The sequence below is a fragment of the Streptomyces sp. NBC_01549 genome (assembly GCF_026339955.1).
Classification (GTDB): domain Bacteria; phylum Actinomycetota; class Actinomycetes; order Streptomycetales; family Streptomycetaceae; genus Streptomyces.
Genome location: NZ_JAPEPW010000001.1, coordinates 3,799,519 through 3,820,571 on the forward strand (window position 1 = coordinate 3,799,519; position 21,053 = coordinate 3,820,571).

The window sequence follows — 21,053 nt, forward strand, 5'->3', positions numbered from 1 at the left end:
CGGCCCCGTCGTCAGTACTGGCTGCGTCCCGAAGCGCGCTGGGCGACAAGGGCGTCGCGGATCTCCTTGAGCACCTCCAGCTCGGACACCTCGATGACCTCCTGGGTGCCCTCCCTCGCCTTCTGTCGGGCCGCGTGCCGGGCCAGGAACTTCGACATCGGCAGGACCATCAGGAAGTAGACGACGGCCGCGGTGATCACGAAGCTGAGCGTGGCGCCCAGCACCGAGCCCCACAGGATCCGGACGCTTGTAGCCGTGTCCCCAGTGCCGGTGCAGGTCTTGATGCAGGAGCTGTAACTGTCGAGGTTCTGCGTGCCGATCGCACCCACCAGCGGGTTGATGACGCCCTTCACCACCGAGTTGACGATGTTGGTGAAGGCCGCGCCGATGACCACCGCGACCGCCAGGTCGATGACGTTGCCCCGCATCAGAAAGGCCTTGAAGCCCTCCAGGACACCGGGTTGCTTCTTCTCGCTGACTAAGAGGCCCCTCTGCACAAGTTGTGGAACAAACAGCTCCGCAACCTACGGCAGGGCACGCCGGACCTGTCCAACGAGGCGGCTCGATCTGGCGACTTGACACCGATTCGATATCCAGGACGGCAGTCCGCACTGTGTTCGGAGCGGCGCTCAGCACAGTGTCACCGCCAGCCGGGCGGTGGTGCCCGCGCCGGCGAGCCGCGCCGCCGTCGCCCGGGGCACGGAGAGCACCACCAGCGCTCCGGTCTCGGTGGCGGCGAAGTCGGGGACCTCGGCCACCCGTGCCCCGGCCGCGACCACGCGTCCCTCGCTGCCACCGTCCGCCGCGATCACGTCGACCCGGTCGCCGGGCCTGAGCAGCCGCACCGTGGCCGCGTCGGCGATCCGCACCGGCGCCGCCACCATCTCCACCGCGCCCCGCCCCCGCAGGGAAGAGGAAGAAGAGCGAGGAGAGAGGAGGGGGGAGGGATAAGGGGACAGAGGAGAGGAAGCGGACGTGGACGGGGGAGCTCCCGTCGGATGGCCCCGGGCCCGCCCGGCGTCACCTGGGCCCGCCGCCACGAGGGCCGCCGCCGTGACGGCGAGCCCCGCGGCCACGGCCCGCCGCTTGTGCCGGGTGAGGCGCCGCAGCCGGTACCGTCCGCCGCGCACGTGCACGGGGGCGAACTGAGGCACCTCGCAGATCGGAGGCGTGTCCACGCCGGGCGGCCGCACAGGATCCGTGCCGGGCGGCCCTACAGGATCCATGCCGCGCTGACGTACAGGATCCATGCCCGGCGCCCGTACGAGATCCGTGTCCTGCGGGCGTACATGCGGGCGTACAAGCGGGCGTACAAGAGGAGCGTGCTGTGCCATGGGACCACCACCTGCGACGAGAGATCGGCTTGCGATCCCACGATGAGGCCTCGCGACGGTACCCGTCGGCGCCGGTGGACTACCGACGGGTTGTGGACAACTCCCTCACCCGAACGGGAGGTTCCACACGGGGGAAGGCCCCGCCGAGGCGCCCGTCGGGGCCTGTCGGCGCCAGTCGGCAGCTGTCGGCAGGCGCCGTCACGGCATCTCGAACCCCGGATCCATGCCGCCCAGCGCCTTCGTGCACAGACAGTCCCGCGTCCCGTTCCCCGGCAGTGCCGCCACCACGTCGTACAGCACGTCCCGCAGCCGGTCCACGTTCGCCGCGAACACCTTCAGCACGTCGTCGTGCGAGACGCCCTCGCCGGCCTCCGCGCCCGCGTCGAGGTCGGTGACCAGGGTCAACGAGGTGTAGCAGAGTTCGAGTTCACGGGCGAGCGCGGCCTCGGGGTGGCCGGTCATGCCCACCACGGACCAGCCCTGCGCCTGGTGCCACAGCGACTCGGCGCGGGTGGAGAACCGCGGCCCCTCGACCACCACGAGCGTGCCGCCGTCCACCGGCTCCCAGTCGCGCCCGCGCGCCGCTTCGAGGGCGGCCTTGCGGCCGACGGGGCAGTAGGGGTCGGCCAGGGACACGTGCACGACGTTCGGCACGGTGCCGTCAGGCAGCGGCAGCCCGTCGAAGAACGTCTGCGTCCGTGTCTTCGTACGGTCGACCATCTGGTCCGGCACGAGCAGCGTTCCCGGACCGTACTGGGCCCGCAGCCCGCCCACCGCGCACGGCCCGAGGACCTGCCGGGCGCCGACGGAGCGCAGCGCCCAGAGGTTGGCCCGGTAGTTGATGCGGTGCGGCGGCAGATGGTGGCCGCGGCCGTGGCGGGGAAGGAAGGCGACCCGTCGTCCGGCGATCTCGCCGAGGAACAGGGAGTCGCTCGGCGGCCCGTAGGGGGTATCGACCTGTATCTCGGTCACATCGTCGAGGAAGGAGTAGAAGCCCGAGCCACCGATGACACCGATCTCTGCGTTCGCCATGACAAGCACAGTAGCTGGCTTCGAAGGACTGCCTCCGAAAACGCCGGGGACCCCGCCGTCGTACGACGGCGGGGTCCCCGGGGAAAAGTCCTGTGCGGCCGAGCCGCGGCCGGACCGCTGTTCGGGTTCTACGCGGCCGAGCTGCTGCTCGACGAGCCGCTGCCCGACGACTTCGCGCTCGACGACTTCGAGTCCGACGAAGACGACGAGGTCGTCGACGACGAGGACGACGTCGAAGGGGTCGACGGCTTGGTCGCCGGCGAGCTGCTCGACGAGGAGCCGCGGCTGTCGTTGCGGTAGAAGCCGGAGCCCTTGAAGACAATGCCGACGGCCGAGAACACCTTCTTCAGGCGGCCACCGCAGTTGGGGCACTCGGTCAGGGCATCGTCGGTGAACTTCTGCACCGCCTCGAGGCCCTCGCCACACTCGGTGCACTGGTACTGGTAGGTCGGCACTTGTCTTCCTCCTGGCACTCTCACTCAGTGAGTGCTAACGACAGTCCATACTGACGTATTCCGCGAGATCAGTCCACTGTCACCGGCACTCGGTGACCGACGCCACGTGCGACGGTGCGTTCGGTGGGCCGTGTTGTCAGCCGTGAGCGCAGGGCCAGCAGGGTCGCGAGCGCCAGTGCCGTACCGGCCATCGGCACCAGGAATCCGGCACCGTCCCACAAGTGGTCCTCCAGCTGTCCCGCGACCGTGACGGCCGCCGCCTGGCCGAGCGCGACGGCGCCGGTCAGCCAGGTGAAGGCCTCGGTGCGGGCGCCCGCCGGGACCAGGCCCTCGACCAGCGTGTAGCCGGTGATCAGGGACGGAGCGATGCACATGCCGACCAGGAGGCCGATGCCGGCGAGCACGACCACGGAGTGCGCGGTCCACAGTCCGGACGCGGCGAGCGTCAGGGCGGCGTAGCCGATGACGAGCCGCCGCCGCGGGGCCACCTTCCAGGCGACGGCGCCGCAGACGACGCCGGAGAGCATGTTGCCCGCGGCGAAGACGCCGTACAGGACGCCGTTCAGACCGGGCTCGCCGATCGACTCGCTGAACGCGGCGAGCGAGACCTGCATACCGCCGAAGACGGAGCCGATGCCCAGGAAGGTCACGATCAGCACGCGCACTCCGGGGACCCGCAGCGCGGAACCGTGCTCCACGCGTGTGTGCCCGGCGGCCGCGACAGCGGGCTGGGTGCTCTTCTGCGCGGCGAAGAGGAGACCGCCGATCAGGGTCAGCCCGGCCTCGGTCAGCAGGCCCGCGGCCGGGTGCACGGCGGTGCACAGCGCCGTGGCGAGCAGCGGGCCGAACACGAAGGTCAGCTCGTCCGTCACGGACTCGAAGGCCGCCGCGGTGGTCATCAGGGGCGAGTCCTGGAGCTTCACGCCCCAGCGGGCACGCACCATGGGCCCGACCTGGGGCACCGAGGCGCCGGTCGGCACGGCGGCGACGAAAAGGGCCCACAAGGGGGCGTCCGACAGCGCCAGCGCCGTCAGGGAGAAGCCTGCCAGGGCGTGCACCAGGACGCCGGGCAGCAGGACGGCCCGCTGTCCGTGGCGGTCGGCGAGACGGCCGGTGAAGGGCGCGAACAGTGCCATGGAGACGCCGGTGACGGCGGCGACGGCGCCGGCGGCCCCGTACGAGCCGGTGGTGTGCTGGACGAGGAGTACGAGGGAGAGAGTCAGCATCGCGAAGGGCTGACGTGCGGCGAAGCCGGGAAGCAGGAACGTCCAGGCGCCGCGGGTTCGCAGCAGCTGTCCGTACCCGGGGCGGGAGGTGACCGTGGATGCCACGGCCCGTGCCTTTCTGCCGCCTGGTGGCGCGACCCCTTATGCCGGGCGGGCGCCGAGAGCTGTCCTCTTGCGCGGAACTGCGGTAGATGCCGCGCCGCCCACTGCGAGGGCGTCACGACCGCCATACGGTCGCGCCAGCTCTGCTTCAGGCAGAGTTGGTTCGATCAAGGTGTGCCTTCATCGTACAGGGGTGAGCGCTGCGGTGCCTGTGAAAGTGAGCACCATGGCGGTGTTCGCCTGTGAATGCACATCGCCTCTTCGTGTCCCGTTCACTGTCCGGAATGTCGGGAGTGTGGTCCGGTGCCGTTGCCCGGCAGGCCCAGCCAGCTCGCCAGTTTGCCGCCCTGGCCCACCGCGCGCAGCCGTCGCTCGGCCGCGTCCCGGACCGGGTCGGTGGCCACCACGAGCAGTTCGTCACCGCGTCGCAGGACGGTCGTGGGCAGCGGCACGAAGGACGTTCCGTCGCGCACGACGAGGGTGACGGCGGCCCCCGAGGGCATGCGCAGTTCGGCCACCTCCACGCCGTGCATGCGGGAGCCCTCCGGGATCGCGACGGACAGCAGATGGCCGCGCAGTCGCTCCAGGGGCGCCGATTCGATCCCGAGGTCGGCGGGGCCCTCGGACTCGCCCAGGCGCAGTGTCCGGGCCAGCCAGGGCAGCGTGGGGCCCTGGATGAGGGTGTAGGCGACGACCAGGACGAAGACGATGTTGAAGATCCGGCGGCTCTCCGCGATGCCGTTCACCATCGGGATGGTCGCCAGGATGATGGGTACGGCGCCGCGCAGGCCCGCCCAGGACAGCAGCGTCTGCTCCTGCCACGGAATCCGGAAGGGCAGCAGGCTGACCACGACGCTCAGCGGGCGCGCCACCATGGTGAGCACCAGGCCGATGACGAGGGCCGGCACGATGTCGTCGCCCATCTCGTGCGGGGTGACCAGCAGGCCGAGCAGGACGAACATGCCGATCTGGGCGATCCAGCCGAGCCCATCGGCGAAGCCTCGGGTGGCGGGCCAGTGCGGCAGTTTGGCGTTGCCGAGCATCATCGCCGCGAGGTAGACGGCGAGGAAGCCGCTGCCTTGCGCGAGCGCGCCCGCGGCGTACGCGGTGACCGCGATCGCCATCACGGCGATCGGGTAGAGGCCGGAGGCGGGCAGTGCCACGTGCCGCAGCCCCCAGGAGCCGAGCCAGCCCACCGCGAGGCCGATGGCCGCACCGATGGCCAGCTCCAGGGTTATCTCACCCAGCAGCACGTACCAGTGCTCCACGGGGCCCGCCGTGCAGAACGCGACGACGAGGATGACCACCGGGGCGTCGTTGAAGCCGGACTCGGCCTCCAGGATGCCCGTCACGCGCGCGGGGAGGGGTACTTTCCGCAGCACCGAGAAGACGGCCGCCGCGTCCGTCGAGGACACCACCGCGCCGATGATGAGCGCCTGCCGCCATTCCAGGCCGATCAGGTAGTGAGCGGCCGTGGCCGTCACCCCGACGCTCACCGCGATGCCGACCAGTGCCAGTGAGGTGGCCGCGGGCAGTGCCGGCTCGATTTCCTTCCACTTCGTGCCGAGACCGCCCTCGGCGAGGATCACGACCAGGGCCGCGTACCCGATGACCTGGGTCAGTTCGGCGTTGTTGAAGTGGACGTTGCCGACCCCGTCCTGGCCCATGGCGATGCCGATGCCGAGGTAGACGAGCAGGCTGGGGAGCCCGCTGCGCGAAGAGATACGAACCGCTGCCACCGCGACGAGCAGAACGAGCGAGCAGACGAGCAGGAGTTGGTTGAGGTGGTGGACAGTCAGCGGCTGTTCCCTTCTCGCCAATCCGGGCACTGGATTCGAACGTGTGGATGTGAACACGTCGATTCGATGTGATCGCGTCGATGTCGACACGTGGAATCGAGGCGATCGCGTCGATCCGCGCACGTCGATCCGGACACCCGAAGTCGGTACATGAGTCCAAGTACTTCGTTACCTTACCTAACTCTTGACGCTTTCTTGACGCTCCAGGGGTCGAGATCGAACGTTCGTCCGCCCTGGTACCCGACTCCGCGTCAAGGCGCGTCGGGCCCTGCGCCTATGGTTGCTCCAGCACTCCAGGACCGCCTGCCGCTCGCGTTAGGACAGCAAGGACAGCGATGCCCCCGAACACCACCGCCTCTTCCGGCCAGAAGCCGGGCAAGTCCGGCAGGAAGAAGGGGCGCAAGGCCCGACTGTTCCTGATCGTCCTGGTTCTGGCCCTCTTCGGAGGCGTTGCCTATGGCGGCTACTGGGGGGCCAGTACCGTCCGTGCCTCCTTCCCGCAGACCACGGGCTCCCTCACGCTCGAGGGGCTGTCAGGCCCCGTGGACGTCAAGCGGGACGGCAACGGGATCCCACAGATATATGCCTCGTCCGACGAGGACCTGTTCATGGCGCAGGGCTACGTCCAGGCGCAGGACCGGTTCTACGAGATGGACGTCCGCCGTCACATGACCTCGGGCCGGCTCTCCGAGATGTTCGGCTCGAGCCAGGTCAAGAACGACGAGTTCCTGCGCACGATGGGCTGGGACCGGGTCGCCAAGGAGGAGTACGACAAGAAACTGTCGGCCTCCACGAAGAAGTACCTCCAGGCGTACGCCAAGGGAGTCAATGCCTACCTGAAGGGCAAGGACGGCAAGGACATCTCCCTGGAGTACGCGGCCCTTGGTTTCACCAACGACTACAAGCCCCAGGAGTGGACCCCGGTCGACTCGGTCGCGTGGCTGAAGGCGATGGCCTGGGACCTGCGCGGCAACATGCAGGACGAGATCGACCGCTCCCTGATGACCAGCCGTCTCGGCCCGAAGCAGATCGCCGACCTGTACCCGGAGTACCCGTACAGCCGGAACAAGACGATCACGCAGGAGGGCCAGTACGACAGCGTCACCGGGTCGTACGTCCAGGGCAGCAGCACGACGACGAGCGGCGGGACGCAGTCCACGTCGGGCACCGGCCTCGCGGGGAACGCCACCGCACCCAACGGCCTGCAGAGCCAGCTCTCCAAGCTCTACAACGTGCTCGACAACGTGCCTACCGCCGTCGGCGTGAACGGCAACGGCATCGGCTCGAACTCCTGGGTCGTCGGAGGCGAGCACACCATCACCGGTAAGCCGCTGCTGGCCAACGACCCGCACCTGTCGGCCTCGCTGCCCTCGGTCTGGTACCAGATGGGCCTGCACTGCACGAGCGTCTCCAGCAAGTGCCAGTACGACGTCTCCGGCTACGCCTTCGCGGGCATGCCCGGCGTGGTCATCGGCCACAACCAGGACATCGCCTGGGGCATGACCAACTCCGGGGTCGACGTCACCGACCTCTACCTGGAGAAGATCACCGGCGAGGGCTACGAGTACGACGGCAAGGTGCTGCCCTTCACGACCCGCAGGGAAACGATCAAGGTCGCGGGCGGCGCCAGCAAGACGATCGTCGTCCGGGAGACCAAGGACGGCATGCCACTGCTCTCCGACCGCGACGACGAACTGGTCAAGGTCGGCAAGAAGGCCACCGTCGACAGCGGGGCGCCCGACCGCGGTGACGGCTACGCCATCGCGCTGCGCTGGACCGCCCTGGACCCGGGCAACTCCATGGACGCCGTCTTCCAGCTGGACAAGGCGTCGAACTGGTCCGAGTTCCGCAAGGCGTCCGCGTCCTTCGACGTGCCCTCGCAGAACCTGATCTACGCCGACACCGACAACCACATCGGCTACCAGCTGCCCGGCAAGATCCCGACCCGGGCGAAGGGCGACGACGGCTCGCTCCCGTCGCCCGGCTGGGACCCCAAGTACACGTGGACCGGCTACATCAAGCAGTCCGAGCTGCCCTACGAGTACGACCCGAAGCGCGGCTACATCGTCACCGCCAACCAGGCGGTCGTCGACAAGGACAAGTACCCCTACACGCTCACCACGGACTGGGGCTACGGAACGCGCAGCCAGCGGATCACCGACCTCATCGAGGCGAAGACCAAGGGCGGCGGCAAGATCTCGACGGACGACATGCGTCAGATGCAGCTCGACGACAGCAGCGAGATCGCCAAGCTGATCGTGCCCAAGCTGCTCAAGATCGACGTCCCCGACAAGAACGTCCGTGACGCGCAGAAGCTGCTGGAGGGCTGGGATTACACCCAGGACGCCGACTCCGCGGCGGCCGCGTACTTCAACGCGACCTGGCGCAACATCCTCAAGCTGGCCTTCGGCAACAAGCTGCCCAAGGAGCTGCGGGTCAAGGGCCAGTGCCTGAACGTCGCCCCGGTCGACACCACCGGCCCCGCGGACGAGAACCAGACCGTGCGTGAGTGCGGTCAGCGCGAGGCGGACCAGGCGCAGCCGGACGGTGGCGACCGCTGGTTCGAGGTGGTCCGCAAGATCATCGACGACCAGAACGACGACTGGTGGAAGGCGCCCAAGACGCGCTTGGACAAGGCGGCCGACAACCGCGACGAGCTGTTCGGGCGGGCCATGAAGGACGCCCGCTGGGAGCTGACCGCCAAGCTCGGCAAGGACATGGACACCTGGAGCTGGGGCCGGCTGCACCGCCTGTTCCTGAAGAACCAGACCCTGGGCACCGACGGTCCCGGCGTCCTGCAGTACATGCTCAACCGCGGCCCCTGGAAGCTCAGCGGCGGCGAGGCGACGGTCAACGCGACCGGCTGGAACGCCGCGGGCGGCTACGGAGTGGTCTGGGTGCCCTCCATGCGGATGGTGGTCAACCTCGACGACTTCGACAAGTCGAAGTGGATCAACCTCTCCGGCGCCTCAGGGCACGCCTACAGCGCCCACTACACCGACCAGACGGACAAGTGGGCCAAGGGTGAACTGCTGCCGTGGTCCTTCTCGGGCAAGGCGGTCGACAAGAGCACGAGCGACACCCTGGTGCTCAAGCCGTGAGCCTTCGACGGCGACCGTGAGCCACTGACGGCGACAGCTGAAAGGGCCCTCCACGCACGCGTGGAGGGCCCTTTCAGCACCCGGGCTCCGTCAGCCGAAGCGGCGCACCCCCGAAGGCGTCACCACCGCGTGGACGGGACGGTCGTGCGCTTCCGCCGGGACGCGCTCGACGACCTCCGCGTCGTACAGCAGCACCACCAGCGCGGGATCGGCCCCCGCGCGCTCCAGACGGGCCAGCACGCGGTCGTACGAGCCGCCGCCGCGCCCCAGGCGCATCCCGCGCCGGTCCACGGCCAGGCCGGGCAGCAGGACGGTGTCCGCCTCCTGGACGGCCTCGGGGCCGAATCGCTCGCCCGCCGGCTCCAAGAGGGCCATCCTGCCGCTGTGTTGGACACGCTCCAGGGAGCCCTCTCCGGCGTACGCGCCCCAGTCCAGGTCGTTGTCCGCCATCAGGACGGGCAGCAGCACGCGCACCCCGCGCGCGTGGAGCGCGTCCAGGAGTGCGAGGGTGCCCGGCTCGCTCCCCACGGAGACGTACGCCGCCACCGTGCGCGCCCGCGCCAGCTCCGGCAGCTCCAGCGCCCGCAGGGCCAGGGTTCCGGCGGCTTCCCGCAGGTCGTAGGGTGTCAACCTGCTCCTCACCGCGAGGAATCCTCGCCGCAACATTCGCTTGTCAGGCTCTGCCTCACGTCCGGCGTGGCTCACGGATCGCTCCCTTACCGTTCCTTGTGCGCTCATATGAGAGTTATTAAGGTGGAGTATCAGATTCTGCTCATAGCCACCGGATATGGTTACGGGCATGACTGAGTCGCACCCCAGGATCAGCAAGGCTGTCATCCCCGCAGCAGGCCTCGGCACCCGGTTCCTGCCGGCCACCAAAGCCACTCCCAAGGAGATGCTGCCGGTCGTCGACAAGCCGGCGATCCAGTACGTGGTCGAAGAGGCCGTGTCGGCGGGTCTCGACGACGTCCTGATGATCACCGGCCGCAACAAGCGCCCTCTCGAGGACCACTTCGACCGCAATTATGAGCTGGAGTCCGCCCTTCAGAAGAAGGGCGACGCCGACCGGCTCGCCAAGGTCCAGGAGTCCAGCGACCTGGCCACCATGCACTACGTGCGCCAGGGCGACCCCAAGGGCCTCGGCCACGCCGTCCTGTGCGCGGCTCCGCACGTCGGTCACGAGCCCTTCGCGGTGCTCCTCGGCGACGACCTGATCGACCCCCGTGACCCCCTCCTCGCCCGCATGGTCGAGGTCCAGGAGCAGCACGGCGGCAGCGTCATCGCGCTCATGGAGGTCGCGCCCGAGCAGATCCACCTCTACGGGTGCGCGGCCGTCGAGACCACCGACGAGGGCGACCTCGTCAAGGTGACGGGCCTGGTCGAGAAGCCGGACCCGGCGGACGCGCCCAGTAACTACGCGATCATCGGGCGCTACGTTCTCGACCCGCACATCTTCGACATACTCCGCAAGACCGAGCCCGGCCGCGGCGGCGAGATCCAGCTCACCGACGCCCTCCAGCAGCTCGCGCAGGACGAGAAGGTCGGCGGCCCCGTGCACGGCGTCGTCTTCAAGGGGCGCCGTTATGACACAGGCGACCGTGGCGACTATCTGCGTGCCATTGTCAGGCTCGCGTGCGAACGTGAGGACCTGGGCCCGGACTTCCGGACCTGGCTTCGCAGTTACGTAGCCGAGGAGATGTAGGAATTTGAGCAGCGCCGCGACCCGTGTCACCGGCCAGGACCACCTCTGGTCGGTGACCGAGCACCTGGAGGACATCCTCGCGACCGTTCGTCCCCTCGAACCCATCGAGCTGCAACTCCTCGACGCCCAGGGCTGTGTCCTGGTCGAGGACGTCACGGTGGCGGTCTCCCTGCCGCCGTTCGACAACAGCTCGATGGACGGGTACGCGGTCCGGGTCGCCGATGTCACGGGCGCGAGCGAGGAGTACCCGGCGGTCCTCACGGTCGTCGGCGATGTCGCGGCAGGCCAGGGCGAGCAGCCCCATGTGGGCCCCGGTGAGGCAGCCCGCATCATGACCGGCGCCCCGCTGCCGCCCGGTGCTGAGGCCGTCGTCCCGGTGGAGTGGACCGACGGCGGTCTGGGCGAGGGTCCGGTCTCCGGGATGCGGGCCCACAGCGCCGCCCCCGAGGGCGCCTCCGGCCAGGTGCACGTCCACCGCCCGGCCGAGGCACGCGCGCACGTGCGCGCGAAGGGCAGCGACGTGAAGGCGGGAGACCGCGCGCTCGAGGCCGGCACGATCCTCGGCCCGCCCCAGATCGGCCTGCTCGCCGCGATCGGTCGCGGCACCGTACGCGTGCGCCCGCGCCCGCGCGTGGTCGTCCTGTCCACCGGCAGCGAACTCGTCCAGCCCGACGAGGCGTTGGGCACCGGCCAGATCTACGACTCCAACAGTTTCGCCCTGTGCGCCGCCGCCCGCGACGCCGGGGCCATCGCCTACCGGGTGGGCGCGGTCGCCGACGACGCCGAGACGCTCCGCGCCACCATCGAGGACCAGCTCATCCGCGCGGACCTCGTGGTGACCACGGGCGGCGTGAGCGTCGGCGCGTACGACGTCGTCAAGGAGGCCCTGTCCTCGGTGGGCGACGAGGACGAGGCGGGCAGCGGCATCGACTTCCGCAAGCTCGCCATGCAGCCCGGCAAGCCCCAGGGCTTCGGCACGATCGGCCCCGAGCACACCCCGCTGCTCGCGCTCCCGGGCAACCCCGTCTCGTCGTACGTCTCCTTCGAGCTGTTCGTCCGCCCCGCGATCCGCACTCTGATGGGCCTGGACGACGTCCACCGCCCCACCACCAAGGCGACCCTGGAGACCGGCAAGGCGCTGACCTCGCCCGACGGCCGCCGGCAGTTCCTGCGCGGGAGGTACGCCGACGGCAGGGTGACCCCGGTCGGCGGCGCCGGATCCCACCTGGTCGCGGCCCTCGCCCAGGCCGACGCGCTGATCGTCGTCCCCGAGGACGTCACCTCGGTCGAGTCCGGCACCGAGGTCGAAGTGGTCCTGCTCGGCTGAGTGCCCCGAGTGGCGGTACCGTGTCGCGCACAAGAGGCCCGACCGGGAGCGCCGCGCAGACATGAGTACGCAGGACCGACTGACCCACATCGACGAGGCGGGCGCCGCCCGTATGGTCGACGTCTCCGGGAAGGACGTGACCGCGCGCACCGCCCGCGCCAGCGGCCGTGTCCTGGTCTCGCCCCGTGTGATCGAACTGCTGCGTGGTGAGGGCGTCCCCAAGGGCGACGCCCTGGCCACCGCGCGCATCGCGGGCATCATGGGCGCCAAGCGCACCCCGGATCTGATCCCGCTCTGTCACCCGTTGTCGGTGTCGGGTGTCAAGCTTGATCTGTCGGTCGCGGACGACGCCGTCGAGATCCTCGCCACCGTGAAGACCACCGACCGTACGGGCGTCGAGATGGAGGCCCTCACCGCGGTCAGCGTGGCGGCCCTCACCGTGATCGACATGGTCAAGGCGGTCGACAAGGGGGCGGTCATCACGGACGTACGGGTGGAAGAGAAGACGGGCGGAAAGTCGGGCGACTGGAGCCGGGCATGACGGCACCGTCGTACCGCGCGCTCGTCGTCACGGCCTCGAACAGAGCCGCCGCGGGGGTTTACGAGGACAGGGGCGGCCCCTTGATCGCCGAGGGGCTCACGGCGTGCGGCTTCGAGGTCGACGGTCCCCGGGTGGTGCCGGACGGCGACCCGGTGGAAGCGGCGCTGCGCGCGGGTGTCGACGGCGGGTACGACGTGATCGTGACCACCGGCGGGACCGGGATCTCGCCCACCGACCGGACGCCCGAGGCCACCCGGCGCGTGCTCGATCACGAGGTGCCGGGCATTCCCGAGGCCATCAGGGCGTTCGGAAGAGAGAAGGTGCCCACGGCGGCGCTGTCCCGGGGGCTCGCGGGAGTCGCGGGACGGACGCTGATTGTCAACCTGCCGGGTTCCACCGGCGGGGTGAAGGACGGCCTGGCCGTCCTGGAGCCCCTTCTGATCCACGCCGTCGACCAGATCCGCGGCGGCGACCACCCCGGACCCAGCGGCAGTGGGGGTGCGAGCTGAACAGCCCATCCTGGCCCGTCGAACTGGTGGACGGCGATGTCGTCCTCCGGCCGATAAAGGTGCGTGACCAGCGGGCCTGGCGCGAGGTGAACCGGCGCAACCGGGACTGGCTGCGGCCCTGGGAGGCGACGATTCCGCCGCCCACGCCCAGCGGTCCGATAGCGCACCGGCCGACCTACCGCCAGATGGTCCGGCATCTGCGCGCCGAGGCCAACGCGGGCCGGATGCTGCCCTTCGTCATCGAGTACCAGGGCCGTCTGGTCGGGCAGCTGACCGTCGCCGGGATCACCTGGGGATCGATGTGCTCCGGGCACATCGGCTACTGGGTGGACCAGTCGGTGGCGGGGCGCGGAGTGATGCCGACGGCCGTGGCGCTGGTGACCGACCACTGCTTCCGCACGGTCGGACTGCACCGCATCGAAGTCTGCATTCGCCCGGAGAACGGACCGAGCCGCCGGGTCGTGGAGAAACTCGGATTCCGCGAGGAAGGGCTCCGGCCGCGTTATCTCCACATCGACGGGGCCTGGCGGGACCATCTCGTCTTCGCTCTCACCGCGGAAGAGGTGCCGGAGGGGTTGCTGGGGCGTTGGCGGCGGGCACGATCGATGCGGGGCCGCTCGGAGAACCAGAGCAAGCCCGGTACTCAGTAAATGAAATGTATGTTCGAAATTGATCGTTGCGCGATCGGCTGAGGGCATTAAATTCGCGCTCCCTGTGGCCTGCTGATCGCATCGGTCACAAAAAAGGCTCGAAATATCAGCCGGATCGTGCGACACACCGGCCGAATTGGCAGATGGCCTCACGCAAACCCCTCTACCGTGTGAGACGTGAGCAGCAGCGGCCTCATCTACGCAGTCATCGTCGGGGCCTGGGCCGCCTACTTGGTGCCGATGTGGCTCCGTAGGCAGGACGAGCTGAACGAAGCCCGTCCGACGGAACGCTTCAGCACCGCCATCCGGCTGCTGTCCGGACGGGCGGGAATGGAGCGTCGGTACGCCAGGGACCTGCGGGCGCGCTCCGCCGAAGAGGGGGAGCCCAGCGCCGATCCGGACGCGGTCACCGACTCGGTGGACGTCCGGGCCTTCGCCATGCCTCCGGTCCGGCAGCAGACCAAGGCCCAACTCCCGCCGTCCGCCCAGCCCGAACCGCAGCAGGCGCCGCAGGCCGCCACCCGCCAGGGTGCCCCACAGGGCTCCTCCGCGGCCGGCCGGGCGGTGCCACAGCAGTCGGCCCCACCCGCGCCGAAGTCGTCGGCGCCGGAACCGGGGTCGGGACAGGGGGCAGGGTCGGGGGTGGGATCAGGGTCGGCACCGTCGTCGGGTTCGACGTCGAGTTCGGCTTCGGGCTCGGGCTCGGGATCGGATTCGGCCAACTCCGAGGCCTCCAGGGTTCCGGCCGCGCGGCGGGTCTCCGCGGCGGAGGCCGCGGCGCGCGCCCGGCGCTCGAAGGTTCTCGCGCGCCGACGGCGTACGACCGTGATGCTCTTCCTCGCGTTCACGCTGGGCGCGATCGTGGCGGCGGTCGGGGGGCTCGCGTTCCTGTGGGCACCCGGCGTGCCCGCCGTGATGCTGAGCTCGTACATCGTGTATCTGCGTGCCCAGGAGCGCCGGCGCTTCACGTACACCATGGACCGGCGCCGGGCCGAGGCCGCGGCGCAGCGGTTGCGGGAGCGGCAGCCGCGTCGGCGGCCCACCCTCGACCCCGGCGCCGACGAGCCCGACGACAGCCCCGAGCCGGAGACCGACCCCGGTCTGTCCGCGCTCGCGGCCGACCGTCGCGCGCTCGTCGAGCAGACCGACCACGCCGAGTGGGTCGACCAGCAGCGTGAGCGTCAGCAGGGCCCCGGCCGGGGCGACAGCTGGGACCCGGTGCCGGTTCCGCTGCCGACGTACGTGACCGCGCCGGTCGCGCCCCGGGCCACGTCCAGCGTCGACCTCGGAGCGCCGGACGCGTGGAGCTCCGCGCGCTCCAGCACCGTCGAGCCGTGTGACGAGGAGCCCGCCGCCGAGGAGGGCCCCGAAGCCGCCGAGACGGCCGAGGCCGCCGACGACGGTCGTAGCGACGCCCGGCGCGCCGCGTCCGCCCGGCGGGCCCGCGAGCGCGGTCGCACTCCGCTGTTCGACCAGTACGAGGACGGTGAACGGCCGCGCGCCGCCAACGAATGACCAGGCGCTCGGGAGCCCCGGCTGACCAGCCAGGAACGGATTTCCAAGCACCCCGACGGGGATGCTAGAGTTTCACTCGTTGCAAGGGCCTGTGGCGCAGTCCGGTAGCGCACCTCGTTCGCATCGAGGGGGCCAGGGGTTCAAATCCCCTCAGGTCCACTGCAATTCAGAACCCCGTCGGATTCGTCCGGCGGGGTTCTTGCCTGTTCGGCCACATTCTCTCGTTCACCGAGTGGTCAGCGGCTTGGCGTAGCAGAGGCTCAGTTCGTGGAAGCGGTAATAGCCGAACTTGGTGCAGGGCTCGTAGCCGCTGGAGAGGTAGAGGGCGACCGCCTCGGGCTGCTTGGCGCCGGTCTCCAGGACCATGCGGGTGCGGCCGGCCGCGCGGGCATCGTCCTCCAGGGCGGCCAGGATCCGTCGGGCGAGGCCGAGACCGCGGGCCTGTGGGGTCACGTACATGCGCTTGAGCTCGGCGTCGCCGTCCGAGTAGCCCTCTTCGTTCTTGTCCTGGCCGCGCCAGCCGCCGGAAGCGATCGGGCGGTCCCGCTCGTCGTAGGCGAGGAGGTACAGGCCGAGCGGCGGCTTGAACATCGACGCGTCGAGCGGTGTGACATCGCCCTCATCGCCGTAGCGCTCGGCGTATTCGGCCTGCACCTGGTCGTTGAGCTTGACGGCGTCGGGGTGGTCGTACGGGACCGGGCGGATATACATGCGGAGTATCGTACATCTATGCGCCCGCTGGGTGGAATGGATTAAGTATCGTGCCCGGGTGCTGACTGTTACCTCGGTGAATGTGAACGGGCTCCGGGCCGCCGCCAAGAAGGGCTTCGTGGAGTGGCTCGCGGAGACCTCCGCGGACGTGCTGTGCCTTCAGGAGGTGCGGGCCGAGCCCGGGCAGCTGCCCGAGGACGTCCGGGCGCCGGAGGGGTGGCACGTCGTGCACGCCCCCGCGGCCGCCAAGGGGCGCGCGGGCGTCTCCCTGTACACCCGGCGCGAGCCCGACCGGGTGGGGATCGGGTTCGGGTCCGAGGAGTTCGACTCCAGTGGACGCTATGTCGAGGCCGACCTGCCCGGTGTCACCGTTGCCAGCCTCTACCTGCCCTCCGGTGAGGTCGGCACCGAACGGCAGGACGAGAAGGTCCGGTTCATGGACGAGTTCCTCGCCCACCTGAAGGAGCTGCGCGAGCGCGCCGCCGCCGACGGGCGCGAGGTCGTGGTCTGCGGCGACTGGAACATCGCCCACCAGGAGGCCGACCTCAAGAACTGGCGCGCCAACAAGAAGAACTCCGGCTTCCTGCCCGAGGAGCGCGCGTGGCTGGGACGGGTCCTGGACGCGGACGACGGCGGGTACGTCGACGTCGTACGGGCGCTGCACCCGGACGCTGAGGGGCCGTACTCGTGGTGGTCGTACCGGGGGCGGGCCTTCGACAATGATTCAGGGTGGAGGATCGACTACCACGTCGCGTCCCCGGGGCTCGCGGGCAAGGCCGTGAAGGGGTTCGTGGAGCGGGCGGCGACGCACGGGGAGCGCTGGTCCGACCATGCGCCGGTGACGGTCGTCTACGAGCTGTAGTCCCGCAGTCGCCGGTCCAGAGCCATCGACACCTCTGCCTCCACCACGCTCTTCGCCAGGGGGCGCAGGCGTTTGAGGTCTTCCGCCGTGCGGTTTTCCGTGAGGACGATGCCGGCGAAGAGGTCGGCGAGGGCGTCGGCGTGGTCGCGGACGCGGCGGGCGGCGGTGAGGACGTCGGCCAGGGTGATGCCCTCGCGGACCAGGGCCGCCGAGACGTCGAGCAGGCGGCGGCTGATGTGGACGATCTCGCCGCCGTCGGTGGCGAGATAGCCGAGGTCGAGGGCCGCGGCGAGGTTCTCCGGGGTGGCCTGGCCGGCGAAGACGTCGGCGAGCTCCTCGGGGGAGAGGCGGACGGGGGTCTCCTCGGTGGGCGCGCCCAGCCCGAGGAGTTCACCGACGTCACGGCCGTGGTCGAAGGCCTCGGCCAGCTCCGCGATGCCGCTGAGGGTGTGGCCGCGTTCGAGCAGCGCCGAGATCGTGCGCAGACGGGCCAGGTGCGTGTGGTCGTACCAGGCGATACGGCCCTCGCGGCGGGGTGGCGGTATCAGCTTGCGCTCCCGGTAGAAGCGCAGGGTGCGCACGGTGATGCCGGCCTCCTCGGCCAGCTCCTCCATCCGGTACTCACGCTTCTCCGCCACGTGCGAAACCCTACGTCGTACCGTCGGTAACTTTCGTGGTCGCGACCCTACCCATCAGTACGGAGCTGCTCTAGTCTCCCATTGTGCCAGTGTTCACTGGCAGGGTCGGGCGCTAGGGAGACGTGGGATGGTCGGGATGACCGAGCACGAGCATGTGCGCGTCGCGGTGATCGGGTCCGGGTTCGGCGGCCTGGGGGCCGCGGTGCGGCTGCGCCGCGAAGGGATCACCGACTTCGTCGTCCTGGAACGGGCCGGGAGCGTCGGGGGTACGTGGCGGGACAACAGTTATCCCGGGTGCGCCTGTGATGTGCCCTCGCACCTTTACTCGTTCTCCTTCGCGCCCCACCCCGACTGGCCGCGCACCTTCTCCGGGCAGGAGCACATCCGGGCCTATCTGGAGCACGTCACCGACGTCTTCGGGCTGCGCCCGCATCTGCGCTTCGACTCCGAGGTGAAGAGGATGGCGTGGGACAAGGAGAAGCTCCGGTGGGGGATCGAGACCAGCCGTGGGTTCCTCACCGCCGATGTGGTCGTGTCCGCCACCGGGCCGCTCTCCGATCCCAAGGTCCCCGACATACCGGGGATCGACTCCTTCCCCGGCAAGGTCTTCCACTCGGCCCGCTGGGACCACGACTACGACCTGCGCGGCAAGCGCGTAGCCATGATCGGCACGGGCGCCTCGGCCATCCAGATCGTGCCCGCCATCCAGCCGGAGGTGGCCCGGCTGACCCTCTTCCAGCGCACTCCGCCCTGGGTGATGCCCCGGGTCGACCGGGCCATCACCGGTGCCGAACGGTGGCTGCACAAGCAGTTGCCCTTCACCACCCAGGCCCGGCGCGGACTGCTGTGGGGGATCAGGGAGTTGCAGGTCCATGCGTTCACCAAGCGCCCAGGCGAACTCGGCCTCGTCGAGCGGCTGGCCGGGCGGAACATGGCACGGGCCGTCAAGGATCCGGTGCTGCGGGCCAAGCTGACCCCCGACTACCGGATCGGGTGCAAGCGGATCCTGCTCTCCAACACCTACTATCCGGCGCTCACCCGGGCCAATGTCGACGTCGTGGCCTCCGGGCTCGCCAAGATCGACGGCTCCACCCTCGTCGCGGCCGACGGCAGCACGGCCGAGGTCGACGCGATCATCTTCGGTACGGGCTTCCACGTCACCGACATGCCGATCGCGGACCGGGTCGTCGGAGCGGAGGGCAGGACGCTCGCGGAGGTGTGGCGCGGCGGCATGAAGTCGCTGCGTGGGGCCACCGCGGCCGGGTTCCCCAACTGGATGACGATCATCGGTCCGAACACCGGGCTCGGGAACTCCAGCATGATCCTGGTGATCGAGTCCCAGCTGAACTACATGGCCGACTATGTGCGGCAGTTGGACGTGCTGGGTGGACGGGCGGCCCTCGACGCCCGCCCCGACGCCGTGGAGGACTGGAACGATAAGGTCCAGGAGCGGATGCGGCGCACGGTGTGGAACACCGGCGGCTGCACCAGTTGGTACCTCGACGCGAGCGGCCGCAACACCACCATCTGGCCGGGTACGACGACCGAGTTCCGTAGCGCCACGCGGCGGGTGGACCTGGGAGAGTACGAGGTGCTGCGCGCCCCCGGGCCGAGCGGAACCGGTCCGCGCACACCCGCGTCGCGCACCAAGAACTCCGGTACAAAGGGCGCCAAGAGGGTGGAGGCGGGAGCGTGAGTCGACTGACGCATGCCGAACACGGGCCGTACGCGCCGCCCGCGCCCGCGCGCGAACTGACCGCCGTCTCCGCCGACGGCGCCCGGTTGCACGTGGAGGTGCACGGACCCGCGGACAATCCGGCCGCGCCCACCGTCGTCCTCGCGCACGGCTGGACCTGTTCGACCGCCTTCTGGGCCGCGCAGGTACGGGACCTCGCCGTCGACCACCGGGTGATCGCCTACGACCAGCGTGGACACGGACGCAGCCCCGCGAGCCGGGCGTGCACTACGGACGCGCTCGCCGACGACCTGGAAGCCGTCCTCGCGGCCACCCTCGCGCCGGGCGAGAAGGCCGTGCTCGTCGGGCACTCCATGGGCGGGATGACGCTGATGGCCGCCTCGGCGCGGCCGCGTTTCCGGGAGCACGCGGTGGCGGCCCTGCTGTGCAGCACGGGCAGTTCGCGGCTGGTGGCCGAGGCGCGGGTGGTGCCGATGCCGGCCGGGCGGCTGCGGACCCGGGTGACCAAGAGGATCCTCGGGTCTGCCGCACCGCTCGGGCCCGTCACGCCGGTCGCCCGGTGGATCCTCAAGTACGCGACCATGGGCGCCGGTTCGTCGCCGGGCATGGTGGAGGCGTGCGCGCGGATCGTGCACGCCTGTCCCCGCACGGTGCGGCATGCCTGGTCGAAGGTGCTCGATGTGCTGGATCTCGACCACGGCGTACGGGAGTTGGCGGTGCCGACGGCCGTGCTGGTGGGTACGGCGGACCGGCTGACGCCCGTGGTGCACGCGCGCGCCCTGGTCGCGACCCTGCCGAACTGTGTCGGCATCACCGAACTGGCCGGGCTCGGGCACATGACACCGGTGGAGGCGCCGGAGCTGGTCACCTCCCGCATACGCGAACTCGTCTCCACCTACGCAGAGATCAAGGAGGGCAGCGCATGACCAAGGTGAGCCTGGAAGGGCAGGTCGCGGTCGTCACGGGGGCCGCGCGGGGCGTCGGCGAACTCCTCGCCCGCAAGCTCTCCGCGCGCGGCGCCAAGGTCGCGCTGGTCGGCCTGGAACCGGAGGCGCTCAAGGAGGTCTCGGAGCGGCTGCACGGCGAAAGCGGCTTCTGGTACGCCGATGTCACCGACCACGAGGCGATGGCCCAGGTCGCGGCCGAGGTGAAGGAACGGTTCGGGAAGGTCGACATCGTCGTCGCCAACGCCGGTGTGGCGAACGGCGGCCCCTTCGTGGAGTCCGATCCCGTCGCCTGGCGGCGGGTCATCGAGGTCAACCTCATCGGATCGGCGGTCACCGCGCGGGCGTTCCTGCCCGTGCTGATGGAGAGCCGGGGGTACCTGCTCCAGATCGCCTCGCTCGCGGCCATCACCCCGGCGCCGATGATGACGGCGTACTGCGCGTCCAAGTCGGGCGTGGAGGCGTACGCGCACAGCCTGCGCGCCGAGGTCGGCCACAAGGGCGTGCGGGTCGGGGTCGGTTACCTGTCCTGGACCGACACCGACATGGTGCGCGGGGCCGATCAGGACGAGGTGATGCGGGAGTTGAGGCAGCGGCTGCCATGGCCGTCCAACAAGACGTATCCGCTGGGGCCGGCCGTCGACCGTATCGTCGCGGGGATCGAACGGCGGTCCGGCCATGTGTACGCGCAGTGGTGGCTGCGCGGGATGCAGGGTGTCCGGGGCTACCTCCCCGGGATCATCGGGGCGGTAGGACAGCGGGAGATGAGGCGGTTCGAGCCGCGGCTCAAGGGCGTGGGTAAGGGGCTTGTGGGTGCCGGTGGGGCGGCCGACGAGCAGCGCCAGCAGGGGATCTCACCGTGAGTGACTGATCGAAATGCGTGCGTAGTCCGTGCGTGTAAGTCTGGTC

The 21,053-nt window shown here is 70.0% G+C and carries 21 protein-coding genes and 1 tRNA gene; 12 read left to right on the plus strand and 10 right to left on the minus strand.

Annotated features, from left to right (window positions below; all coding sequences use genetic code 11):
* Nucleotides 1–11: 11 nt before the first annotated feature.
* The 7 genes from mscL to OG819_RS17050 all read right to left on the minus strand — a co-directional run bounded on the left by mscL (nucleotide 12) and on the right by OG819_RS17050 (nucleotide 5,969).
* Nucleotides 12–497 (minus strand): large conductance mechanosensitive channel protein MscL, encoded by a 486-nt coding sequence (mscL, locus tag OG819_RS17020; RefSeq protein ID WP_266650194.1) that lies wholly within the window; start codon nucleotides 495–497, stop codon nucleotides 12–14.
* A 132-nt stretch (nucleotides 498–629) separates the two neighbouring features.
* Nucleotides 630–1,226, minus strand: a complete 597-nt coding sequence (locus OG819_RS17025) for a hypothetical protein (protein WP_266634407.1) — start codon at nucleotides 1,224–1,226, stop codon at nucleotides 630–632.
* Nucleotides 1,214–1,375 (minus strand): hypothetical protein, encoded by a 162-nt coding sequence (locus tag OG819_RS17030; RefSeq protein WP_266652950.1) that lies wholly within the window; start codon nucleotides 1,373–1,375, stop codon nucleotides 1,214–1,216. Before OG819_RS17030 ends, OG819_RS17025 begins: the two co-directional genes overlap by 13 nt.
* Before the next feature lie 157 nt (nucleotides 1,376–1,532).
* A complete protein-coding gene (locus tag OG819_RS17035; RefSeq protein WP_266583005.1) occupies nucleotides 1,533–2,366 on the minus strand; it encodes an S-methyl-5'-thioadenosine phosphorylase in 834 nt (277 codons plus the stop codon).
* Nucleotides 2,367–2,494: 128 nt separating this feature from the next.
* On the minus strand, nucleotides 2,495–2,821 hold the full coding sequence (locus OG819_RS17040; RefSeq protein ID WP_266583003.1) for an FmdB family zinc ribbon protein: 327 nt from the start codon (nucleotides 2,819–2,821) through the stop codon (nucleotides 2,495–2,497).
* 68 nt (nucleotides 2,822–2,889) lie between these two features.
* Complete coding sequence (locus OG819_RS17045; protein ID WP_266650200.1) at nucleotides 2,890–4,152, minus strand: MFS transporter; 1,263 nt, start codon at nucleotides 4,150–4,152, stop codon at nucleotides 2,890–2,892.
* Between the two features lie 269 nt (nucleotides 4,153–4,421).
* Nucleotides 4,422–5,969: a potassium/proton antiporter gene (locus tag OG819_RS17050; RefSeq protein ID WP_266650201.1), complete on the minus strand. Its 1,548-nt coding sequence runs from the start codon at nucleotides 5,967–5,969 to the stop codon at nucleotides 4,422–4,424.
* A 314-nt stretch (nucleotides 5,970–6,283) separates the two neighbouring features.
* Here OG819_RS17050 and OG819_RS17055 point away from each other — a divergent pair, with 314 nt between their 5' ends.
* Nucleotides 6,284–9,049 carry a penicillin acylase family protein gene (locus tag OG819_RS17055; RefSeq protein WP_266650203.1) on the plus strand — a complete coding sequence of 922 codons (2,766 nt, stop codon included), beginning with the start codon at nucleotides 6,284–6,286 and terminating at the stop codon, nucleotides 9,047–9,049.
* 90 nt (nucleotides 9,050–9,139) lie between these two features.
* Here OG819_RS17055 and OG819_RS17060 read toward each other — a convergent pair whose 3' ends face one another.
* Complete coding sequence (locus tag OG819_RS17060) at nucleotides 9,140–9,715, minus strand: 5-formyltetrahydrofolate cyclo-ligase (protein WP_266634405.1); 576 nt, start codon at nucleotides 9,713–9,715, stop codon at nucleotides 9,140–9,142.
* A gap of 133 nt (nucleotides 9,716–9,848) precedes the next feature.
* On the opposite strand from OG819_RS17060, the gene galU reads away from it, so the two are divergent.
* The 7 genes from galU (at nucleotide 9,849) to OG819_RS17095 (ending at nucleotide 15,452) form a co-directional block, all read left to right on the plus strand.
* Entirely contained in the window at nucleotides 9,849–10,751 is a 903-nt protein-coding gene (gene galU, locus OG819_RS17065) for a UTP--glucose-1-phosphate uridylyltransferase GalU (RefSeq protein WP_266433781.1), read from the plus strand.
* 4 nt (nucleotides 10,752–10,755) lie between these two features.
* Entirely contained in the window at nucleotides 10,756–12,078 is a 1,323-nt protein-coding gene (glp, locus tag OG819_RS17070) for a gephyrin-like molybdotransferase Glp (protein ID WP_266625351.1), read from the plus strand.
* 61 nt (nucleotides 12,079–12,139) lie between these two features.
* Entirely contained in the window at nucleotides 12,140–12,619 is a 480-nt protein-coding gene (moaC, locus tag OG819_RS17075) for a cyclic pyranopterin monophosphate synthase MoaC (protein WP_053852462.1), read from the plus strand.
* Nucleotides 12,616–13,128 carry a molybdenum cofactor biosynthesis protein B gene (locus tag OG819_RS17080; protein WP_266433790.1) on the plus strand — a complete coding sequence of 171 codons (513 nt, stop codon included), beginning with the start codon at nucleotides 12,616–12,618 and terminating at the stop codon, nucleotides 13,126–13,128. Before moaC ends, OG819_RS17080 begins: the two co-directional genes overlap by 4 nt.
* Before the next feature lie 23 nt (nucleotides 13,129–13,151).
* The gene (locus OG819_RS17085; protein WP_266434132.1) at nucleotides 13,152–13,778 is read left to right on the plus strand and encodes a GNAT family N-acetyltransferase; all 627 of its coding nucleotides are present in this window, start codon (nucleotides 13,152–13,154) and stop codon (nucleotides 13,776–13,778) included.
* 177 nt (nucleotides 13,779–13,955) lie between these two features.
* On the plus strand, nucleotides 13,956–15,293 hold the full coding sequence (glpR, locus tag OG819_RS17090) for a gephyrin-like molybdotransferase receptor GlpR (RefSeq protein WP_266650205.1): 1,338 nt from the start codon (nucleotides 13,956–13,958) through the stop codon (nucleotides 15,291–15,293).
* Between the two features lie 85 nt (nucleotides 15,294–15,378).
* Nucleotides 15,379–15,452 (plus strand) — tRNA-Ala (locus OG819_RS17095).
* Between the two features lie 66 nt (nucleotides 15,453–15,518).
* On the opposite strand, the gene OG819_RS17100 is transcribed toward OG819_RS17095, so the two are convergent.
* Nucleotides 15,519–16,004 (minus strand): GNAT family N-acetyltransferase, encoded by a 486-nt coding sequence (locus OG819_RS17100; RefSeq protein ID WP_266650207.1) that lies wholly within the window; start codon nucleotides 16,002–16,004, stop codon nucleotides 15,519–15,521.
* A gap of 58 nt (nucleotides 16,005–16,062) precedes the next feature.
* Between OG819_RS17100 and OG819_RS17105 the strand changes: the two genes are divergently transcribed.
* Nucleotides 16,063–16,866, plus strand: coding sequence for an exodeoxyribonuclease III (locus tag OG819_RS17105; protein ID WP_266650209.1), 804 nt, complete (start codon nucleotides 16,063–16,065; stop codon nucleotides 16,864–16,866).
* On the opposite strand, the gene OG819_RS17110 is transcribed toward OG819_RS17105, so the two are convergent.
* Nucleotides 16,854–17,480: a MerR family transcriptional regulator gene (locus tag OG819_RS17110; RefSeq protein ID WP_266652709.1), complete on the minus strand. Its 627-nt coding sequence runs from the start codon at nucleotides 17,478–17,480 to the stop codon at nucleotides 16,854–16,856. The two genes, OG819_RS17105 and OG819_RS17110, sit on opposite strands and share 13 nt — an antisense overlap.
* Before the next feature lie 160 nt (nucleotides 17,481–17,640).
* Between OG819_RS17110 and OG819_RS17115 the strand changes: the two genes are divergently transcribed.
* The 3 genes from OG819_RS17115 to OG819_RS17125 are packed head-to-tail and all read left to right on the plus strand — an operon-like array spanning nucleotide 17,641 to nucleotide 21,007.
* Nucleotides 17,641–19,200 carry an NAD(P)/FAD-dependent oxidoreductase gene (locus OG819_RS17115; RefSeq protein ID WP_266634401.1) on the plus strand — a complete coding sequence of 520 codons (1,560 nt, stop codon included), beginning with the start codon at nucleotides 17,641–17,643 and terminating at the stop codon, nucleotides 19,198–19,200.
* Complete coding sequence (locus tag OG819_RS17120; RefSeq protein ID WP_266625342.1) at nucleotides 19,197–20,126, plus strand: alpha/beta fold hydrolase; 930 nt, start codon at nucleotides 19,197–19,199, stop codon at nucleotides 20,124–20,126. The genes OG819_RS17115 and OG819_RS17120 overlap by 4 nt, the downstream gene beginning before the upstream one ends.
* The gene (locus OG819_RS17125; protein ID WP_266582987.1) at nucleotides 20,123–21,007 is read left to right on the plus strand and encodes an SDR family oxidoreductase; all 885 of its coding nucleotides are present in this window, start codon (nucleotides 20,123–20,125) and stop codon (nucleotides 21,005–21,007) included. The genes OG819_RS17120 and OG819_RS17125 overlap by 4 nt, the downstream gene beginning before the upstream one ends.
* Nucleotides 21,008–21,053 lie beyond the last annotated feature (46 nt).